Origin of the sequence: Mobiluncus mulieris, assembly GCF_014204735.1 — a bacterium.
Taxonomy (GTDB): Bacteria; Actinomycetota; Actinomycetes; order Actinomycetales; family Actinomycetaceae; genus Mobiluncus; species Mobiluncus mulieris.
Genome location: NZ_JACHMA010000001.1, coordinates 2,436,409 through 2,455,292 on the forward strand (window position 1 = coordinate 2,436,409; position 18,884 = coordinate 2,455,292).

General features: G+C 52.9%; 18 protein-coding genes. 11 read left to right on the forward strand and 7 right to left on the reverse strand.

The window, feature by feature from the left end:
• Window positions 1-176: 176 nt before the first annotated feature.
• Window positions 177-1,802, forward strand: a complete 1,626-nt coding sequence (gene groL / locus F4555_RS10705) for a chaperonin GroEL (protein ID WP_004013338.1) — start codon at window positions 177-179, stop codon at window positions 1,800-1,802.
• 390 nt (window positions 1,803-2,192) lie between these two features.
• Window positions 2,193-2,693, forward strand: a complete 501-nt coding sequence (locus tag F4555_RS10710; protein WP_004013337.1) for a hypothetical protein — start codon at window positions 2,193-2,195, stop codon at window positions 2,691-2,693.
• Window positions 2,694-2,803: 110 nt separating this feature from the next.
• Here F4555_RS10710 and F4555_RS10715 read toward each other — a convergent pair whose 3' ends face one another.
• The 4 genes from F4555_RS10715 to F4555_RS10730 all read right to left on the reverse strand — a co-directional run bounded on the left by F4555_RS10715 (window position 2,804) and on the right by F4555_RS10730 (window position 6,820).
• Complete coding sequence (locus F4555_RS10715) at window positions 2,804-3,094, reverse strand: WXG100 family type VII secretion target (protein WP_004013336.1); 291 nt, start codon at window positions 3,092-3,094, stop codon at window positions 2,804-2,806.
• 141 nt (window positions 3,095-3,235) lie between these two features.
• Window positions 3,236-4,285, reverse strand: coding sequence for an HD domain-containing protein (locus F4555_RS10720; RefSeq protein WP_115325643.1), 1,050 nt, complete (start codon window positions 4,283-4,285; stop codon window positions 3,236-3,238).
• Between the two features lie 123 nt (window positions 4,286-4,408).
• The gene (locus tag F4555_RS10725) at window positions 4,409-6,028 is read right to left on the reverse strand and encodes a sensor histidine kinase (RefSeq protein WP_231282639.1); all 1,620 of its coding nucleotides are present in this window, start codon (window positions 6,026-6,028) and stop codon (window positions 4,409-4,411) included.
• A 66-nt stretch (window positions 6,029-6,094) separates the two neighbouring features.
• Window positions 6,095-6,820 carry a response regulator transcription factor gene (locus tag F4555_RS10730; RefSeq protein ID WP_004013333.1) on the reverse strand — a complete coding sequence of 242 codons (726 nt, stop codon included), beginning with the start codon at window positions 6,818-6,820 and terminating at the stop codon, window positions 6,095-6,097.
• 230 nt (window positions 6,821-7,050) lie between these two features.
• On the opposite strand from F4555_RS10730, the gene F4555_RS10735 reads away from it, so the two are divergent.
• From F4555_RS10735 to panD, 5 genes are all read left to right on the forward strand, one after another.
• Window positions 7,051-8,067 carry a Rossmann-like and DUF2520 domain-containing protein gene (locus F4555_RS10735; RefSeq protein WP_115325641.1) on the forward strand — a complete coding sequence of 339 codons (1,017 nt, stop codon included), beginning with the start codon at window positions 7,051-7,053 and terminating at the stop codon, window positions 8,065-8,067.
• 20 nt (window positions 8,068-8,087) lie between these two features.
• Entirely contained in the window at window positions 8,088-8,582 is a 495-nt protein-coding gene (locus F4555_RS10740; protein WP_115325640.1) for a PH domain-containing protein, read from the forward strand.
• On the forward strand, window positions 8,579-10,345 hold the full coding sequence (locus F4555_RS10745) for a PH domain-containing protein (RefSeq protein ID WP_115325639.1): 1,767 nt from the start codon (window positions 8,579-8,581) through the stop codon (window positions 10,343-10,345). The genes F4555_RS10740 and F4555_RS10745 overlap by 4 nt, the downstream gene beginning before the upstream one ends.
• Window positions 10,323-11,162, forward strand: a complete 840-nt coding sequence (panC, locus tag F4555_RS10750; protein WP_004013903.1) for a pantoate--beta-alanine ligase — start codon at window positions 10,323-10,325, stop codon at window positions 11,160-11,162. Before F4555_RS10745 ends, panC begins: the two co-directional genes overlap by 23 nt.
• Window positions 11,163-11,249: 87 nt before the next feature.
• A complete protein-coding gene (gene panD / locus F4555_RS10755) occupies window positions 11,250-11,600 on the forward strand; it encodes an aspartate 1-decarboxylase (RefSeq protein WP_004013328.1) in 351 nt (116 codons plus the stop codon).
• Window positions 11,601-11,817: 217 nt separating this feature from the next.
• On the opposite strand, the gene F4555_RS10760 is transcribed toward panD, so the two are convergent.
• A complete protein-coding gene (locus tag F4555_RS10760; RefSeq protein WP_211579619.1) occupies window positions 11,818-12,081 on the reverse strand; it encodes a hypothetical protein in 264 nt (87 codons plus the stop codon).
• Between the two features lie 109 nt (window positions 12,082-12,190).
• On the opposite strand from F4555_RS10760, the gene lysS reads away from it, so the two are divergent.
• Both lysS and gluQRS read left to right on the forward strand, forming a co-directional pair.
• Window positions 12,191-13,747: a lysine--tRNA ligase gene (gene lysS / locus F4555_RS10765; RefSeq protein ID WP_004013326.1), complete on the forward strand. Its 1,557-nt coding sequence runs from the start codon at window positions 12,191-12,193 to the stop codon at window positions 13,745-13,747.
• The gene (gene gluQRS, locus F4555_RS10770; protein ID WP_115325638.1) at window positions 13,747-14,730 is read left to right on the forward strand and encodes a tRNA glutamyl-Q(34) synthetase GluQRS; all 984 of its coding nucleotides are present in this window, start codon (window positions 13,747-13,749) and stop codon (window positions 14,728-14,730) included. Before lysS ends, gluQRS begins: the two co-directional genes overlap by 1 nt.
• On the opposite strand, the gene F4555_RS10775 is transcribed toward gluQRS, so the two are convergent.
• Window positions 14,669-15,823, reverse strand: coding sequence for an NAD(P)H-dependent glycerol-3-phosphate dehydrogenase (locus F4555_RS10775; RefSeq protein ID WP_004015873.1), 1,155 nt, complete (start codon window positions 15,821-15,823; stop codon window positions 14,669-14,671). The two genes, gluQRS and F4555_RS10775, sit on opposite strands and share 62 nt — an antisense overlap.
• Before the next feature lie 163 nt (window positions 15,824-15,986).
• Between F4555_RS10775 and F4555_RS10780 the strand changes: the two genes are divergently transcribed.
• Window positions 15,987-17,411 carry a DUF1727 domain-containing protein gene (locus F4555_RS10780; RefSeq protein WP_115325637.1) on the forward strand — a complete coding sequence of 475 codons (1,425 nt, stop codon included), beginning with the start codon at window positions 15,987-15,989 and terminating at the stop codon, window positions 17,409-17,411.
• The gene (locus F4555_RS10785) at window positions 17,408-18,277 is read left to right on the forward strand and encodes a type 1 glutamine amidotransferase (RefSeq protein WP_004013899.1); all 870 of its coding nucleotides are present in this window, start codon (window positions 17,408-17,410) and stop codon (window positions 18,275-18,277) included. The genes F4555_RS10780 and F4555_RS10785 overlap by 4 nt, the downstream gene beginning before the upstream one ends.
• A 4-nt stretch (window positions 18,278-18,281) precedes the next feature.
• Here the strand turns inward: F4555_RS10785 and F4555_RS10790 are convergent, their stop codons facing one another.
• Window positions 18,282-18,857, reverse strand: coding sequence for an NYN domain-containing protein (locus F4555_RS10790; protein WP_115325636.1), 576 nt, complete (start codon window positions 18,855-18,857; stop codon window positions 18,282-18,284).
• Window positions 18,858-18,884 lie beyond the last annotated feature (27 nt).

The following is an 18,884-nucleotide window of genomic DNA, read 5'->3' on the forward strand; positions in this document are numbered from 1 at the left end:
ACTTGCACTCTCGAGTCTAGAGTGCAAATATTGAGTTAGCACTCGGATAAGGCGAGTGACAAAAAAGATGGTGAACGAGGTAAGTCTGCACCAGAGACAGGAACTGGTATGGTCAAGCCGTCCGTCGCGGGCGTTCCCCATCACCGCAATACTTACTCAAGCGGAGGTAAAACTAAATGGCAAAGATGATTGCCTTTCAGGAAGAGGCTCGTCGCGGCATGGAGCGCGGCCTGGACTTGCTGGCTGACACGGTGAAAGTTACTTTGGGGCCCAAGGGTCGCAATGTGGTGTTGGAGAAAAAGTGGGGTGCACCCACGATTACAAACGACGGTGTATCAATCGCCAAGGAAATAGACCTGGCTGATCCCTACGAAAAGATTGGGGCGGAACTGGTCAAGGAAGTTGCTAAAAAGACTGATGATGTGGCTGGTGACGGCACCACCACCGCAACTGTTTTGGCACAGGCTATCGTGAAAGAAGGATTGCGTAACGTCGCTGCCGGAGCCAATCCGATTGCTTTGCGCCACGGTATTGAAAAGGCTGTGGATGCGGTGGTGGAACGGCTGATTGCTGATGCGGTTGAGGTCAACACCAAGGATCAGATTGCGGCTACCGCCTCGATTTCTGCCGCTAACGAGGCTATCGGCGAAATGATTGCCGAGGCCATGGAAAAGGTAGGCGAGGAAGGCGTTATCACCGTTGAAGAATCCAATACTTTCGGTTTGAACCTCGAAGTCACCGAAGGGATGCGTTTTGACCGGGGCTACATTTCCCCGTACTTTGTTACCGACGCTGATCGTCAAGAAGCCGTTCTGGAAGATGCCTACATTCTGTTGGTAGACCACAAGATTTCCACCATCAAGGACTTGGTGCCGTTGTTGGAAAAGATTATGCAGGCCGGAAAGCCATTGGCGATTGTGGCCGAGGATGTTGACGGCGAGGCATTAGCCACTCTAGTAGTCAACCGAATTCGTGGTGCCTTGAAGGCCGTGGCTGTCAAAGCACCGGGTTTTGGGGATCGTCGCAAGGCTATGCTGCAAGACATGGCGATTTTGACTGGCGGTCAGGTTGTTTCCGAAGACGTCGGTTTGAAGTTAGAAAATGTGGGTATCGAAGTACTCGGTACCGCCCGTAAGGTGGTTGTCACCAAGGATGACACCACTGTTGTTGATGGCGGGGGAGATAAGGAGCTCTTGGCGGCGCGCATCAAGCAGATTCGTGCGGAGATTGAAAAGACGGACTCTGACTATGACCGTGAAAAACTCCAGGAACGTCTGGCGAAACTTGCCGGTGGGGTAGCGGTTATCAAGTCTGGTGCAGCCACCGAGGTGGAACTCAAAGAGCGTAAGCAACGCATCGAGGATGCGGTGCGTAATGCCAAAGCTGCTAAGGAAGAAGGCCTGGTTCCCGGTGGTGGGGTGGCTTTGATTCAAGCCGCCAAGGAAGCCTTTAGCACCTTGAAGCTCGAGGGTGACGAAGCCACCGGTGCCAGTATCGTTGAAGTTGCGGTCGAAGCTCCGTTGAAGCAAATTGCTACCAATGCGGGTCTTGAAGGTGGGGTTGTGGCCGAGAAAGTTCGTAACCTGCCTAAGGGACAGGGGCTGAATGCTGCCACTGGTGTGTATGAAGACCTTCTGGCTGCTAAGGTGGCTGACCCGGTGAAGGTAACCCGTTCTGCTTTGCAAAACGCCGCTTCTATCGCAGGTTTGTTCCTGACCACCGAAGCCGTGGTTGTGGACAAACCAGAACCTCCGGCTCCAGCGCCGGCGGCTGGTGGTGACGACATGGGTGGGATGTACTAGACCACTACTCCGGTCGGTGACCGATAGCTAGATACTTTGGGCGGGACGGCTTAGGCCGTCCCGCCCAAAGTATCTAGGGCAAGATTCGGGTTAGACCTTCCCAGCGAATCGCGGGGCACCTCTTGGCGATTTAATCCAAGTTTTTGGGTATCACAATGCGTTTGAGACCTTGAATGTTAGGACAAAACCTGATTGTTTAACGTTGGAAACCTGGGGTTTTACCCAAAAAATATCGAAAAAAACCTAATAAAGCCTGAGTGCTTCCCGAAAAATAAAACTAAGGATACAATAGTATCTGTCAGGAAAAACCGCAGACCTTCACATCTACAGGGAAAAATGGTGAACTAGTCGCCAGGAAACCTGAATGAAGGCTTAGAGTTAAGGCAGGATATGATGAAACGACTGATTGGTGCAGCAATGGCGCTAGTGCTGAGCGGATTTATGGTTCCTCTAGCCGGTGCGGCCGCCCAGGCTCCCTCACCCGAATCGGTTCCGGGCAAGTCTGGTTCCTCGGTTGAATTTGTGCAGCTTGATACCCTGACCGATGGTCCACAGGTTCGCGCTCAGGGTGCTTCCTTGGCGGCTGGCGAAAACAACCAAAACCTGGGTAATGACTTGTCTGTTCCTGCCGGGCCGGAAGTTGTCGGGCAGAGCCGTCCAGTTGCTAAGTCCGGAGTTATGCCGCAAGCCCCGCAGGCCGCCCCTAAAGGTGACGTGTCGAAAATCAACCCTAATTCTCCCCGAGCTTTTGTGGCATCCCCGATTCAGTCGGTTCCTGGTGTGGTTTCGTTCCTTCTAATCATGGGGCTGTGTGTGGGCGCTGGTCTTGGAGCCGCCTGGGCTATTTCTTTGATTACCGGCAAAAAGATAGACCTCGGTTTCTCTCGCTAGAAACGTTTCCCTCTTTTGAGGAGCATCCAATAGCTGAGATAATTCTAATGAGCGGAAGGCAAAGGCCTTCCGCTCATTAGAATTATGGAGGTATTGAACACGGTTAATTCTTAGGAAACCGCAAAAAGTGAGGCTGCTTGGGATTCGGCTTGTGCATAGGTTTGGGAAGCAGTAGCTAGTTGTAAACCAATCTGGCGCAGATTATCCTCAACTACGGTTTGAGTGGCTCGCCATTGCTGCGCCAATGACTCGAAAGCGGCTGATGCCGTGCCGGTCCAGGTGGATTGCAAATTCACCAGATTCGCCATCATCGCTGAAACCTGGTTCCGAACTTCTTCCGCGCAAGCCTGGGTTTGGCTCGATGCCATCGAGACGGCTTCGCTATCGACTTGTAACTGCATATTCTTCTCCTTTACGTAGGTTTTTTAGGATGAAAGCCGTATTGGCTTTCTGATACCCAGACTAGAGAAAACTGGCCGCATGGCCTAGTAAAAAAAATTCACCCTGTGGAAACAGGGCGAAAACAATTTCTTGTGGAAAACTTACTTTTTCGGGTCTGACATGGGCTTTAATAAACTTTCCTCGGGTTTTAAGGCTTTAATAACCATGGTGTCCATAATCTCTTCGACGTTTTCCAAGCTGGACCCCAAATCAGCATCGTCTATGGGAGCCAAGGGATTCACTTCTTCCGTATCAGTGGAGTCTGTTGGGCTTGGCGTCAGAGCTTGTGTCAATCTGGTTGCTGGCTCCGCCGTCGTGTCGGTTGCCGGGGTGGCTGCTGGTTGGGTAACCACAGGGGCTTGAAATCCTACAGCACTCTTCCTCCCTTCGGCGGGTATGGATATTTTTTTGGAGGATACCTCGGAATCCTCCGAAAAATCACCAGGCTGGTGAGTCTGGGGGGATTCCGCCGGCAGCCCCCCAGCCTTTAGGAGACGTTCCTGCTCGGCTCGTATGTTTTCTCGTGCCGGTTCTTCCCAAGTACTAGCCATGTGCGTATAGAACAGTTGCGGGCGTGCCAGGAGGCTTACGATGATGCTCAGGCGCGTCTGGCGGAACTCGGCATCAGAATAAGCGTGATACTCCTGGCGAATTAAGCGCAAATAATCCAGATAATCTTCGGGATCAGCGGCTAAAACTGCTAAATCAGCATCGGATAGCACTTGGGCATCAATATCTTCATTGGATTTGTGCTGATAGAGGCTTTCAATCAAGGCTACAACCTTGGCCACAGTCTCACGGGGCATACCTACTGATTCTAATTTTTCGGCAGCAAAACGGGCGGAAGCGAGAATATCAATGCCACCTAGTCCTTGTGCTATCGCGTCTGGGGAAACATCAAAGATAGCACCGTGAAACCACGCGGCTAGCCGCAAGGCTTCAATATCGCGCGCCTGCTCGGCCAAGAACTCAACATTTTCCAGGGTGTCTTTCAAATGGGTGAGGTTGTGATAACAGCGCTCTGGTGCAGACCAAACCTGAGCCAACTGTGTGGCCAAAGCCTCTAGATCTTCACGACTGGCGGTGGCACCCAAATTGGAACTAGACCGGGCAAAACCAGAAATGAGCCACTGAGGAACTGTCTCAGTCATACCCTCGACACCCCATCTTTCCTTTGTAAGCCGTTAGTGATTGCCCATTCGGACATCCCTGGCAACCACGCCAGTATATCTTGAATCAAAGTTTCGGGGTAACTTAGCCCCAAATACCTTCATTTAGGTATTTGGTGGTGGGGGCGGTGGCGGGGGTGGGGTTGGTTTTGACCGGGTATGCATGGTGCTTTCCGCTGGTACATGAGGTGCCTGACAGGGCAGCTTGATGCGGACGGTAGCCCCACCACCCGGGGTGGTCAGCATCGCCACCGTGCCGTTATGTGCCGAAACGATTCCCGAGACAATGGCTAAGCCCAAACCGGTACCGCCCGTGGTGCGAACCCTCGAAGCATCGGCGCGGAAAAAACGCTCGAATACTTTCTCGGCATTCTCCGGATCTACCCCTAAACCATGGTCACGAACTTCAATAACGGCACAGCGTTGATAAGCCGGAATCTTAGAAGCCTCCGAGACCCGTAGGTTACGTCCCATTTCATCGGGCCACATGCGGTAGCCAACCGCAATTTCCACGGCGGTACGCGGTGGTGTGTGCTGACGTACATTGGACAACAGATTCGCAATTACCTGAGAAATTTTTTCTGAATCAACCACCGCGTACACCGGTAGCACATCTTCGATACTTTCGTTACCTAAATTCAACAGCGCCACGGGGCGTTCGGGATCAATCACCGTCTGGTCGGAAAGTGCATTGCGTGCAATCGCAGTCAAATCGGTGCGTTCAAATACCATGGGACGGCGTTCGTCTAGACGTGCTAAAGTCAGTAAATCTTGTACCATGTTTCCCATGCGGGTAGCCTCTGACTCGATTCGAGCCATGACTTCGGCTTGCCGTTCCGGCTCCACCCCACCCATCCGGTATAACTCTGCGTAGCCTCTGATAGCGGCGGTGGGAGTGCGCAGTTCATGAGACGCATCCGAAACAAAACGGCGCATTTTTCGTTCGGAGAGCTCCACAGCTGAGAACGCCTGTTCCAAGTGCGAAAGCATGATGTTTAGTGAGTTTGAGAGGGAACCCACTTCGGTGGTGGTAGGAGCCGGAGGGATACGTTTGCTCAAATCCCCCGCCGCGATTTTATTCGCCACGCTTTCTATCTGATGCAGAGGTCTAAACGCCCGTCCTACTAAAATGTTGCTCAAAAATGTGCCAACCATGGCGATAATCAGGGTGGAAATCATCACGGTAATGGTCAAAGCCTGAATCATGTTCTTTTGTGGAGCCATCGACAGCCCTACCGTCACTGCCCCTGCAACCTTTTTATTTTGGGTCAGCATGATAGAAAGAATCCGCCAGTTTTGCCCCTCCTTAGTTGAAGGTACGGTGGTACCTGGCATTATCAGGGAAGAAGAAGTGGCGATAGCGGGAATATCTTTTTCGGTAGGCAGGGAGCTGAAAGTAGGCACCCCCGCCTCACGTTTGGTGGTGTCGGTGACAAACTCACGGTCAGGTTTGTTAAAGCTCTTCATGAAATGCACATAGACGTAATAGTCATTGGGCAGCATTTTGTATAGTTGTGAGTAGTCTTCGAGATTAGCCGCATTGGGGCCAAGCACCCGCGCCGCCGCCGAGAGTTGGGCATCTTGCTGATTCGTCAGATAGGTACTGAGAGACACGATGGTGACAATTCCACCAGTGGCTAGGGCAATCAGCATAGAGAGGGCAAACAGCACCGTTAATCTGGTCGTCAAAGCCAGAGAATTCCACGTTTTAGTCGGTGCTCGCACTGGCTGCCCCTTTGCGCTGTTAGAAGGTCAAAACATTTTCGTAACCATGGGTGATTGCGAACGATTCTATTCGTTGGGATCGCGCAGCAGATAGCCCACTCCGCGACGGGTTTGAATCAGCGATGGGGGAATATTCCCGTGTTCATCAGGCACATCTAGTTTGCGCCGCAGATAGGAAATGTATGATTCCACAATCGCCGCATCGCCTTCCCAATCGTATTCCCACACATGGTCGAGAATCTGGGATTTGGATACTACACGTCCCTCGTTGACCATCAAATAACGCAGCAGCTTAAATTCGGTGGGGGACAAATCAATGAGTTTTCCGTTGCGATGCACCTCGTAGAGATTGTCATCCAGCTCCAAATCTGCTACCCGCAGCAGTGGCTGCTCTGAAGAACCGTGTTTGGTGCGACGCAAAATCGCGTTGATACGCGCCACAACTTCTTCCAGCCCGAAAGGTTTGGTGACGTAGTCGTCTCCGCCGGCCTGCAGTCCCTCTACCTTGTCGCGCATGTCGTCTTTAGCGGTCAGGAACAGGATTGGCATATCAATCCCGGCGGCGCGAAGTTTTCGGGTGACCGTAAAGCCGTCCATATCAGGCAGCATTACATCAAGAATCACCAAATCGGGTTTCTCAGTGGTGGCTAAACGCAAGGCTTCGGTGCCATCTCCGGCGCTAAACACTTCATATCCGGCGAATCGGAGCGATGATGCCAAAAGATCACGAATATTTGGTTCATCGTCAACAACGAGAAGACGTGCTTCAGTCACTGCAGGTTCCATAACCATCCCTCTAACTCGGTAGCTTTGCTTTGAACTTCGGTTTCGCACCCCCCTCAGGATACTCTATCGCTGGGTACAAAAACGGGCAAAGCGCTTAAGTCAATCCTAGTAGCAAATGGTGGGTAATGGTTGAATCTGGAGGCAGTTTCGGGTGCTTTGGGTTCATGAGGTGCTAACGGGACTCCGTCTCGAAGTGAGATTACCCCACGAGGTTTCGAGGGTTTAGCATTTGGGTTATGAACCAAGATTTTGAACCCGAGTGTGCCCAGACCCCGATGGCAGCAATCGCGCCCCCGATATCGGTGCCGATTACTCACAGCGCTACCCTAAATTTCGGAGTTATCGGGATGGGCGCGGTGGGACCAGTATTGGCGGCTGCCTGGAAACAGGCGGGGCATAATCTGGTGGGGGTTACCGCGCGTTCCGCAGGTTCCCGAGAACGCGCGGCGGCCATGCTGCCAGGGGTGCAATTTGTTTCACCCCAGGAACTTTGCGCCCAAGTGGATTTGCTGGTGTTTACGGTGCGAGATACTGAGTTGGCGGATTTGGTCGAAAACCTCGCTTCGCAGGGGGTTTTTCGTACCGGACAGCTGGTGGCTCACACTGCTGGCGCCTTTGGCTTAGAGGTTCTATCTCCGGCTGCGGAATCCGGAGCCATTCCTTTGGCTTTACACCCAGCGCAAACATTCTCGGGAACATCCTTGGATCTAGCTCGCCTGCATGGATGCTTCTGGGCGGTAAACGCACCCTTAGCGTTGCTGCCGGTAGCTCAGGCTTTAGTGTTGGATATTGGGGGAATCCCACGAGTGTTGGCGGATGGAGCCCGCCCGCTTTATCATGCTGCCCTGGCGCATGGGGCGAATCACCTGGTCACCTTGGTAACGCAAACGCTTCGGGTACTTCAAGTGGCGGGAATTGAAGATTCGGCTAGTTTCGCGCAGCCTCTCATGAAAGCAGCTTTGGAACGAGCGTTACAAGAAGGGGAAGCAGGACTGTCCGGCCCCATCAGCCGCGGGGATGCCCCCACCATAGCCAAACATCTGCGGGCTTTAGAAAACGGGCAATGGCGCGATTCCGAAGATTTAGACCCGGCCTTGCCCCGAGATGACCTTGCCGATTTACCCAGTACTTACCGTGCCCTGGCTGCAGCCACTGCCGCGCGGATATTGAATCGTGGGGGGATAAACGAGTTGCAATACAAACAAATTGAAGGCATTCTAGGGAATTGTGCTCCTGCCAGGCAAGAAAGGTAAATAGTAGCTAAGATGGAGCTATGGACGCAGATATATTTAACCCTGCTGGGGTGAAATTCAAGCCGATTTCGCTGAAATCTATTAGTGCTCGCTACATAGTGTTGTTTATTTGGATTGCCGTTATTGCTATCGCTATCGCTATCGCGTTAGGGGCTTTTTTTCCACACCAACCTTTAATCTATACTGCGGAAGCCGTTCCTGCTGTGTTGTTGATATGGCGGATGTGGTTGATTCCACGCCAAGTGCGTGCCTGGGGCTATGCTGAAGGGGAAAAAGATCTTTATATTCGCCGGGGCATCATGTTCAAGAAAATGTGGGCGGTTCCCTATGGGCGAATGCAATTTGTGGATGTGACCCAAGGTCCCATAGATCGGATGTTTAGGATTGCTGATGTGAGCTTGAAAACAGCGTCCGCAGAATCCGATGCTTCTATTCCAGGGTTGCCGCGAGAGGAAGCCGATCGAGTTCGTGTGATTTTGACCGAACGTGGCGAAGCATTGCGGGCGGGATTATGAGTGAGAGTATTTCCCTTAACAGCGGTATTTCACCTGATTCCCCCAACGATAAACCCGTTTTGGAGGCGGGTTCCGCGCAGCATTCTGTACCAGAAGGTACAGAGGTGCCTTTGGATGTTAGGGTCGCTGCATCTGAGGCAAATCTTGTTCGGGATGCGGATTGGAAGCGGGTGCATCCTTTTACCCCGTTAGCGGATTCCTGGGCTATCATCGCAGCTTTATTTTTAGCGTTAGGTAGCCAGTTACAGGACAAAGATATTTGGGAAATGCTGAAGTATGTTGGACATACTGGACAGCTTGTATGGCCTTTTCTGCTTTTCGTGGGGGGCATAATCCTGGTTTTAGTGCTAGTAGTGCTCTATAGCTACCTGGAGTGGCGGGTTACCAAATACGCTATTACCGACCAAGCGGTATTGTTCCGTAAGGGCTTGATTTCTAAGAAAGAACGCCATATGCGTTTGAATCGCATCCAAGCAGTGGATGTGATAGCACCCCTGCTGCCACGATTGTTGGGTTTGGCGAAACTACACGTGGATTCGGCGGGAGCCTCGGGATCCGAGATAGACATAGCGTATTTGAAAGTTTCGCAATGTCAAGATTTGCGCGCCGAAGTGCTGGCCAAAGCTGCCGGTTTAAAGACGCAATCCGCTAATTCCGCAACTGGTGATGTGAAAGCCTTGGAGGTGGCATCCTCGGGCATTGTGGGGGATTTACCCGCTGCTGCCATGCAGGCTCCAGAGGTGCCCCTTTACGAGATTCCCACCGGTATGCTGATTGAATCTAGACTGCGATCCATCAGCACCTGGGTGTATATCGGATTGGTTGCGGTATTTATTCTTGGACCAATCTGGCCGGCTCTGATGGTTTATCTGTCCGGGAAAGAAGAGAACCTCACCGCCGCCCTTATCGCTACTCCAGCAATGATTGTCGGGGTAGTGGTGGTGCTATCCGGGGTGGTTGGCTCGATTATCAGAGATTTAAACAAAGGATGGAACTTTACTGCGGCCATGTCGCCAGATGGAATTCGCTTGCGACACGGACTGACCACTCATGATGCCCAAACCATTCCCCCTGGGCGAGTTCACGCCGTAGTACTCGAACAGCCTTTCCTGTGGCGTGGCAAAGACTGGTGGAAGGTAGAACTGACTATGGCGGGTTATCAAGGCAATGACCAGGCCAAGAAAAACACCAGCTCTCATGTGTTACTGCCGGTGGGAACTCGCCAACAGGCCTTGCAGGCTTTGTGGATGATGGAGCGGAACCTGGGGGTGGTTACTGACCTTGATGGACAAGAAATTGGAACAGCTGGTACAGACCTTTTGGAAACCATGATGTACGGTTCTGGGGCGGCACCGGGTATGTTTGTGCCTCCGCGTCGTGACCGCTGGTTGGACTGGATTACCTGGAATCGCAAGGCAGCCATGGTGACCACCACGATGATAATGATTCGTGATGGGCGAATTACCCACCGGGTTTCTTTCGTGCCACATTCCCGGATGCAATCGGTAGCAATCGACCAAGGACCGCTGGAACGGTATCTAAAGCTAGCGAATGTGCATCTGCACCTGGTGCCAGGTGTGGTTCCCACTTGGGTGTATCATCTCGAAGAATCCCAGGCCGAGCGATTGTGGGAATTGCAGGTACGTCATGCGGATATGGCTCGGGAGAAAGAACCGCCTGCGGAGTGGATGAAACGCATTGTCAGTGCCTTTACCAAACAATCTGAGGAGACGAAAACCAATGCAAATACTGAAAACGCGTGAGGAACTTGCAGCTTGGCGCGAGACTGTATCTGGAACGCTTGGTCTAGTTATGACCATGGGAGCATTACATGAAGGGCACCTGGAGCTGGTGCGAGCCGCCCAGGACTTTGCTGACACGGTCTTAGTTACCGTGTTTGTGAATCCCACCCAGTTTGCCCCGGGTGAGGACTTTGAAACTTACCCGCGCGACCTGGAAAGCGACGCTGAAAAACTCCGTCAAGAAGGCGTGGATGCGTTGTTTGCCCCTACTCCTGAGGTAATGTACCCCGAAGGCGAGGCGCAAGTGCGCTTTGATCCAGGACCGGCCGCGAAGATTCTGGAAGGAAAAACCCGTCCCACTCACTTTGCTGGCGTACTGTTGGTGGTCGGGAAAATGTTCCACCTGACCCGCCCAGATATTGCCTGTTTTGGCAGGAAAGATGCCCAGCAGTTGGCAATCGTCACTCAGATGGTGAAGGATTTGGACTTTTCGGTACAAATTGTGCCGGTGGAAATCTGTCGCGAAGAAGACGGCTTAGCCATGAGCTCGCGCAACCGGTATCTGTCCACCGCACAACGCGAGACTGCCTTGGAACTGTCGCGTAGCCTACAGTGGGGTGTGGAAAACGCCGAGGAATACGGCTCACAGGCTCTGGCAAGCGCGGTTCATGAGCGGCTAGCCGCAGTTCCGGGCATTGAAGTGGACTATGTGGCTTTGGTAGACTCCGAGGGATATGTGCCGATTACACAGGCGGGCTATCACGGGAAAGCCACCTTGGCTCTTGCTGCCAAGGTTGGGAACACCAGATTGATAGATAATGTGGATTTGTGGATGTAAGACAACAGGGGCTGGCACCTCATGAATCCGTACTTTTGTGAAAACGGAGCCCTGCCGTAACCTATAAACGCGAAACAAGGGGGAAACATGCGGATGCGCACCATGATGAGCGGGAAAATTCACCGTGCCACGGTAACCGATGCCGACATTAATTATGTGGGGTCTATTACTGTAGACGAGGAACTTTTGGAGCGCGCTGATATTTTGCCTGGAGAGCGAGTGGATGTGGTGGACATCAATAATGGCACTCGACTGACTACATACACGCTGGCTGGAAAACGTGGCAGCGGCACAATCCAGATGAACGGGGCGGCCGCCAGACTGATACAACCTGGAGATCTCGTAATCATCATTGCCTACGCCACCTTGGACGACGAAACCGCGCGCAGTTTCGAGCCGTGCGTAGTTCATGTAGATAATGAAAATCATCCTTGCTAGTTTGCTGTTAATTCGTAGAATGGGTGTGTAGCCCAAACGGATTTAAGCACAAACTGAAGACGGTTTGCCCCACCCCAGAACCTGGGGGATATCCGAAACCAGACACAAGCAAAGAAGTATCAATGGCGCACACGGGAAGATGAAAGCCTGTCCCTCGTTAGCGCCGAAAAACTTGTGGAAAATCGCGGGAAACCCTCGAGGCAGATAAGGCCAGGACTTAGTCCAGATTCAAGAACAAGTGTTCCAAATGTCTGATGTTTTCGGTCTTTTCCGTCTCGGAGGCACCCGCAGTTCCTTGCAAACTGGACACCATCAGGGCGAAACTGGCTCGATCCAGCTGCTTGGAACAACTGTTCAACTTTGTGATTAGGGTAGCAGCATCCGGGTGGCGGTCAACCATGGCGAAAATCTCGTCTAAGTTCTGCCTGGCTTCAAGCAAACGCGCCAGGAACGTGTCTGTGTCCGTTTTATCTAAATGCATTTTTTCCTCTGCTAGTGCCTTGCCGGGATGCGGGTGCTTTAAAAGGATTTTACCCACGTCTTCAACCGTGTAAAGGGTTTTTAGGGCGAGAAAGATGGATTAGACTGGGATGGTGGCTAATAATCAAACTGTGAACAAAGAAACAATGGCGAGCGCAAACCCGGAACCTGGTGATGATGCTCCCGAGCAGATGCGGATACGCGCCGAAAAACGCGCCCGGATGCTCGGAGCTGGCAACACACCCTATCCGGTTCATGTAGATATCACCACAACCATCACCGAGATTCGTGAAAAATACCCGAATCTCGAGGCCGGCGAAGAGACCGATGACCTGGTAGGAGTGGCTGGTCGGGTACGGCTAATGCGCTCCTCGGGCAAACTCGCTTTCGCTACCTTGCAGGAAGGCAACGGGAACACCATTCAAATCATGATATCTCAAGGGGAAATCGGATCCGATTCTCTTGCGGCGTACAAAACAGATGTAGACCTTGGTGATCACCTCTATGTTCACGGGAGAGTGATTAGCTCCAAACGTGGTGAACTGTCCATTTTTGTTGATAAATGGCAGCTGACATGCAAATCTTTGCGTCCCTTGCCGAAAACCTATACCAACGACAAAGGAGAGGAAGTCACCCTGTCGGAAGACACTCGGATACGCCAGCGTTACCTAGATATGATTACCCGCCCTGCCGCCCGAGACATGGTGCGAAATCGTGCTAGGGTGGTGCAGTCCTTGCGGCGTTACCTCGATGAATGCGGGTATATCGAAGTAGAAACCCCGATGCTGCAAGTGATTCACGGTGGGGCAGCAGCCAGACCCTTTGAAACCCATATGAATGCCTATGATATGCAACTATATTTGCGTATCGCCCCGGAGCTGTTCTTGAAACGATGCCTGATCGGGGGAATTGACAGGGTTTTTGAGATTAATCGTAACTTCCGCAACGAAGGCGCGGATTCCTCGCATTCACCAGAGTTTACAATGATGGAAGCCTACTGTGCCTACGGGGATTACCACCAAATAGCGGATTTAACTCGCGAAATGATTCAACGCTGCGCCCGTGAAGTTTATGGTACCGAAGTAGTGACCCTCAATGAGGGGCAGAAATTTGACTTGTCCGGGACTTGGCGGTGGATGGATTTATACGGTTCTTTATCGGAGGCTTTGGGACAGCAAATTGATGTCAATACTCCACGTGATGCTCTGGTGAAAATCGCAGGAGAACATGACATCGAAGTGGAGGACTACCATGTGACTGGTAAGATTGTCGAAATGCTGTGGGAAACCCTGGTCGGAGATCAAATCTGGGAGCCTACCTTTGTGGCGGATTTCCCCGAAGACACCTCTCCGTTGGTCAAGGGACACCCCGAGAAGCCTGGCCAGGTGCAAAAATGGGATTTGATTATTCGCGGCTTCGAAGTGGCCACCGGGTACTCGGAACTAAACGACCCAGTAATTCAGCGAGCAAGATTCGAAGCACAGTCCCTTGACGCTGCCAAAGGGGATCCCGAAGCCATGCAGTTAGACGAGGACTTTCTGGTGGCTATGGAACACGGTATGCCACCAGCTGGTGGCATGGGCATGGGGCTCGACCGGTTGCTTATGACCCTGACCGGGCTAGGAATCCGTGAAACCATCACCTTCCCTCTGGTTAAACCAATCTGATGCCTGGAGCCGGCAGATTCGCTCCCAGTCCCAGCGGGCGGATGCATTTCGGGAACCTCCGCACCGCCGTAGCGGCGTATCTTTTTGCCCAAACTACTTCCCGGCAATTCCTGGTTCGTGTCGAGGATATCGACACTGGTCGTTCGCGTTCTGAATACGCTGCGGCAGGATTACAAGATTTGCGGGCACTGGGATTGGAATCCGAATTACCAGTGGTATACCAGTCGGAACGCCACACACTTTACGAGACCGCTTTGGAACGACTGATACAAAAAGGCTTGGTGTACGAGTGCTACTGTTCCCGGTCGGATATCGCAGCTGCGGCTAGCGCTCCGCACGGAAAACCGGGAATATACCCAGGAATCTGCAGGGATTTGCCGCAAGCTGTGCGAACTACGAAACGGCGGGAATTGGCACAAAAAGGTCGTCAGCCAGCTTTGCGGTTGCGTGCTCCTGAGGGGGTCGAGTTCCAGGTACAAGACGATTTGCTGGGTACCATCACCGGGATGCTCCACGATTATGTGTTGCGTCGCAGTGATGGGGACTGGGCCTATCAACTGGCTGTGGTGGTTGACGATATGGAGCAGGGCGTTGACCAGGTGGTGCGGGGAATGGATTTGTTCTCCTCGGCACCTGTTCAGGCCTGGCTAACGGAAACCCTGGGCGGCGCAGCACCCCGATACGCGCACATACCGTTGGTGTTGAACGGAAATGGCCAGCGTCTCGCTAAACGGGATGGTGCAGTAACACTGCCGGAATTGTGCGCCCAAGGTTGGGACAATCGAGGGGTGCTACTGCGGATTTTATCCAGTCTAGGCTGGGAAGAAGCCGCTAATTCCCGCTGGCGGGATTACTCGATTCCAGAAATACTGGAACAGGCGGTACATTCCTGGAATCCACGAATGGCACCTCATGAACCCGTCATTTTCGGTGGAAACGACGGAAAATTCGTGAAATTCTCCACGGTAAATGCGAACCGGTAGGCTTCCACTCTCGACTCCAAGTTCCGGCATATGCTTTTATCTGTTCCTCGGCCGGATAAGCCGGCAGAGCCGCGTTAACCAACACAGTTCGGATATCCACCTCGCCGGCTACTGCGGCAGCCACCGCCTGGAGCAATGGGAGCTGTTCCAATAAATCGGGAACCCGTTGTTCCACTAGTTTCAACGCCAAAGGCGTGGTGGGAACACCCTCGACCGTATGCCCTGCTGCCCGCATTTGAGCCTCGGCATCCCGGGGATGCTCACCGCGCCCCAAGCGCATTCCAAAAAATTTATTGCGTCCCGAAACCCCCGTGACCTCTAAATCTCCCACCCCGGCCAGGCCGATAGCGGTTTCTTTGCGTCCCCCCATGGCTTCACACACCAGGGACATTTCGCGAAGCGCTTGAGCGAAAACCGCCGCACGCAAATTGGACTGAGGGGCACCCGTGGCCTCTTGGACACCCTCCGTCACCCCCAAGGCAATCGCATAGACATTCTTCAAAGGAGCCAGCACCTCGATTCCCGCCACATCATCGGTGGGAAAGGCACGGTAATAATCAGTGCGTACCGCTCGGGCATAATGTACTGCCGCCCCCAAATCATCGCAGGCAAATACGGTGGCTGTAGGTTCAGAAAGTGCGCACTGCCGAGCAATCACCGGTCCGCCGATAGACAACACCGGCGGTAACGTCGCGCCTTCGGCCGCAGCAATCTTTGACATCGCTTCGGCTAACAGTAAAATCTGCCCCTCCGAGGTTTCCACGAAACCCTTTGTAGTCAGCCACACAGCCCGCACCCGGTCAAAATAGGGCGCGAGACGTTTGGTAATAGCCGGAAGACCGACCGAAGCCACACAAATAGCCAGCACTTCTGATCCGCGTATCGCGGCCTCAAGCTGACGTGACCGAAAAGTTTTTACATGCGGCGCCAGGGGGGCTTTAGTCGCGGGATGCGGTTTGCCAGCCGCATAAGTATCCAGAACCGCATCATCAAACTCGGTTCCCCACAGGGAAACGTCCCAACCCGTGTCTATCAACGGACGACACAGTGCCGAACCCATCGCGGAAGCGCCGATAACTGCTATTTTTGCCATATCTACACTCTAGCGCTTTCTGTCCGGTATATCGGCCAGGTATCCAGGATGTTTAACAGGATAAACAACGATTCCGCCGTATTTTGTATCGAACGATACAAATTTTGGTGGCGGGCTGGGAATTATCGGAAAGTAGCGTGTGTTTAGCGGTAGGATTTCCCTTATGCTGCATCACACTGTTGCCTTGAGCGCGCGCGACCATTTCGCTATCTTCCTGGGACGTTTCGCGGCCAGAGCTTCACGCCTTACTGGGCATGGCAGCGGTGGGATGATAGGAGGGGAGGTTGCGATGCGGGTTGCCCCGAGGTTGCTGGAACACTTGGCTCGCGGTAAACGTATCGCGCTGATTACCGGCACCAACGGGAAAACTACTACCACTCGGATGCTGTTTCAAGCCTTAAAAACCCAATCCGAAGTAGCCTCTAATCAGGGCGGGGACAATATGACGGCGGGGATTCTAAACGCCTTGATACGTTGCCCCCAAGCTCCGCTTGCCGTTTTAGAAGTTGACGAAATGCACTTGCAAACCGTGGCACAAGCCACTAAGCCGGCGGTGATTGTCTTACTAAATCTGTCTCGAGACCAGCTGGATCGGGTGGGGGAAATAGCAGTAATAGAACGCAAAATCCGTCAGGCCGTAAACGAAAATCCCCAGGCGCAAGTGGTGGTAAATGTGGATGACCCCCTCATGACCTCGGCGGCTTGGGATGCGTCGCAGCCGGTGTGGGTAGCCGCCGGTAAAGGTTGGAGCGGGGATTCCCTGACTTCGCCGCGCACCGGTGGGGCGATTATCTACACTTCATCCCCGCCAAAATTGGGCACAGAAACAGCTGGGACAGAGGGCAGAGAATTAGCTGATGGCGTGGAACCGCTTGCTTCGGGTAGTGACACTTTGGTGTACTGGCAATCCGTGCCTATAAATACTTTACTGTCATTAGGTGATAGTCGGAAACTTGAAGCAAACCCCGAGGTTTTCGCCCGACCGAGACCCCGTTGGATTTGGCGTGCAGACAGTTTCGCCGCCGGCGATAAGCTCTGCGCCATAAATATCCAGTCACATACCGAGACCGAGTTCAGCGTCAATCTTCCAGGTCGAGCCAATCGCAGCAATGCGCTACAGGCTTTGGTGGCTGCCTTGGCGTTAGGCGCAGATGCATCCGAGGCAGCACAGGGTATTTCGAAGGTGCAAAACGTGGCTGGACGCTATGCCCAGCTCGATATCAAGGGGCGTAAAGTTCGGATATTACTGGCCAAGAACCCCGCCGGGTGGATGGAATCTCTGACGATGTTGAACCCAGATGCCCGGCTGATTGTAGGAATAAACGGGCAGCGTGCCGACGGCATAGATTTATCCTGGCTCTGGGATGTAGATTTTGAACGTTTACAGGGCAAAGCCGTTATCGCAACCGGGGAACGGGCAGCGGATTTGCAGGTGCGTCTCAACTATGCAGGGTTGGAAACCATCTGGGCATCTCGGCCAGAAGATGCTTTGGAAAAGGTGGAACCTGGAGCCGTAGACATGTTGCTCAACTATACGGCTTTTCGAGATGCCTGTGCTGATTTTCGGGCGAAAGGATGGATGCCATGAGCCTTCCTGATGTCTTTAAAACCTCAACCTTGCGTATCGGGGTGCTCCTGCCGGAAGTGTTGGGTACCTACGGTGATGGGGGCAATGCGGTGGTATTGGCGAGGCGCAGTGAATTACGCGGTGTCCCAGCTGAAATTCAGCGTATTGGGGTTACAGAGTCTATTCCAGACAGCCTGGATATTTATACCTTGGGTGGAGGCGAAGATGTGGCGCAAACTATTGCCTCACGTCGGCTTCAACAGGAAAAAGGACTTTACCGAGCGGTACAAAATGGGTGTCCAGTTTTGGCTATCTGCGCAGCCTTTCAAATCCTGGGGGACTGGTATACAGATTCTCGCGGTGAACGTAGCCCCGGGGTAGGAATCCTGGATGCGGTGACTCTTCCGCAAGGAGCACGTGCTATCGGAGAGCTGGTAACCTCGGCGCGAGAGCTTGATTTAGGAGTGAGCCTGAGTGAGGCTTTAACAGGATTCGAAAATCATGGAGGATCAACCGTTTTAGGTTCTCAGGCGCAGCCTTTGGGTTTCGTGCAAGCCGGGGTAGGTAATGGCCAACCCGGTGTGGCGCCAGAGCTTGATGACGGTATCAGCCGGGAAGCGCGAACTAGTCCCGAACATGGACTCACGGTGGAAATTCCCGACGGATACCGGGCTTTCCAGGATGGTAAACCTATCGAAGGTGCGGTACAAGGATCGATTATTGCTACCTATATGCACGGACCCTGTCTGGCACGTAATCCGCAACTGGCTGATTTACTGCTGGCACGCGCGTTTGGAACAAGTATTCCAGATTTGCCGTCAATGGAGGAAATCCCCGGGGTGCGACGTTTGCGCCAAGAACGCTTGGCAGCGGCGGGACTTAAATAGCGCCTCAGATAAAGGCTGCCGGATTATAGTTGTCGAGGTTAATTACCTGGATGCGTGGCAGTGGAGCGTTAAAAGCGTGAATCTCGCGTTCTAGGTCAATAATTTTTAAGCCCTGTTCCTCAAGAGAACGCAGCTCACCACTTAGGAATTCGTCGAACCCCACCACGGCCACCCGGTGCCCGTTACGTAACAAAGTCTGTAGTTGCGGTTCAAAGTCGCCATCGTGAGAAACCAAAACAATATTACCTTCACCCCTGGCGGCAATAGCATCCAGGGTGCGCTGGATGCCAACGTCCACCACCTGCTCGGTTCCTTCGGAAGACAGCGGAATGGGAAGATAGTTCATAGCTAAGAGTGCCTGGACAAAGGTCATGGGCATGTGTGCGGTGGCGTTGAGAAAAAACAGTGCCTTGGTTTCACCGGCGTTGTTTTCTGCTACGTAGTCTCGAACCCGATCCCAGCGAGGACGTTCGTCGGGATCGGGACGTCTTTGTAACACGCTCAAGCCTAGGGTTGCGTCGATGTTCTCGCCATCAACCAGTAAATAGGTAATTTCTTCTTCGGGTATTTGTAGTTTCATGCTGGATTATTTTCAACCTATACATAG

Bases quoted from the DNA above. Each gene is read 5' to 3' on its own strand.
- groL (WP_004013338.1), top strand. From the start codon at position 177: ATGGCAAAGATGATTGCCTTTCAGGAAGAGGCTCGTCGCGGCATGGAG.
- F4555_RS10710 (WP_004013337.1), top strand. From the start codon at position 2,193: ATGATGAAACGACTGATTGGTGCAGCAATGGCGCTAGTGCTGAGCGGA.
- F4555_RS10715 (WP_004013336.1), bottom strand. From the start codon at position 3,094: ATGCAGTTACAAGTCGATAGCGAAGCCGTCTCGATGGCATCGAGCCAA.
- F4555_RS10720 (WP_115325643.1), bottom strand. From the start codon at position 4,285: ATGACTGAGACAGTTCCTCAGTGGCTCATTTCTGGTTTTGCCCGGTCT.
- F4555_RS10730 (WP_004013333.1), bottom strand. From the start codon at position 6,820: ATGGTTATGGAACCTGCAGTGACTGAAGCACGTCTTCTCGTTGTTGAC.
- F4555_RS10735 (WP_115325641.1), top strand. From the start codon at position 7,051: ATGAACCAAGATTTTGAACCCGAGTGTGCCCAGACCCCGATGGCAGCA.
- F4555_RS10740 (WP_115325640.1), top strand. From the start codon at position 8,088: ATGGACGCAGATATATTTAACCCTGCTGGGGTGAAATTCAAGCCGATT.
- F4555_RS10745 (WP_115325639.1), top strand. From the start codon at position 8,579: ATGAGTGAGAGTATTTCCCTTAACAGCGGTATTTCACCTGATTCCCCC.
- panC (WP_004013903.1), top strand. From the start codon at position 10,323: ATGCAAATACTGAAAACGCGTGAGGAACTTGCAGCTTGGCGCGAGACT.
- panD (WP_004013328.1), top strand. From the start codon at position 11,250: ATGCGGATGCGCACCATGATGAGCGGGAAAATTCACCGTGCCACGGTA.
- F4555_RS10760 (WP_211579619.1), bottom strand. From the start codon at position 12,081: ATGCATTTAGATAAAACGGACACAGACACGTTCCTGGCGCGTTTGCTT.
- lysS (WP_004013326.1), top strand. From the start codon at position 12,191: ATGGTGGCTAATAATCAAACTGTGAACAAAGAAACAATGGCGAGCGCA.
- gluQRS (WP_115325638.1), top strand. From the start codon at position 13,747: ATGCCTGGAGCCGGCAGATTCGCTCCCAGTCCCAGCGGGCGGATGCAT.
- F4555_RS10775 (WP_004015873.1), bottom strand. From the start codon at position 15,823: ATGGCAAAAATAGCAGTTATCGGCGCTTCCGCGATGGGTTCGGCACTG.
- F4555_RS10780 (WP_115325637.1), top strand. From the start codon at position 15,987: ATGCTGCATCACACTGTTGCCTTGAGCGCGCGCGACCATTTCGCTATC.
- F4555_RS10785 (WP_004013899.1), top strand. From the start codon at position 17,408: ATGAGCCTTCCTGATGTCTTTAAAACCTCAACCTTGCGTATCGGGGTG.
- F4555_RS10790 (WP_115325636.1), bottom strand. From the start codon at position 18,857: ATGAAACTACAAATACCCGAAGAAGAAATTACCTATTTACTGGTTGAT.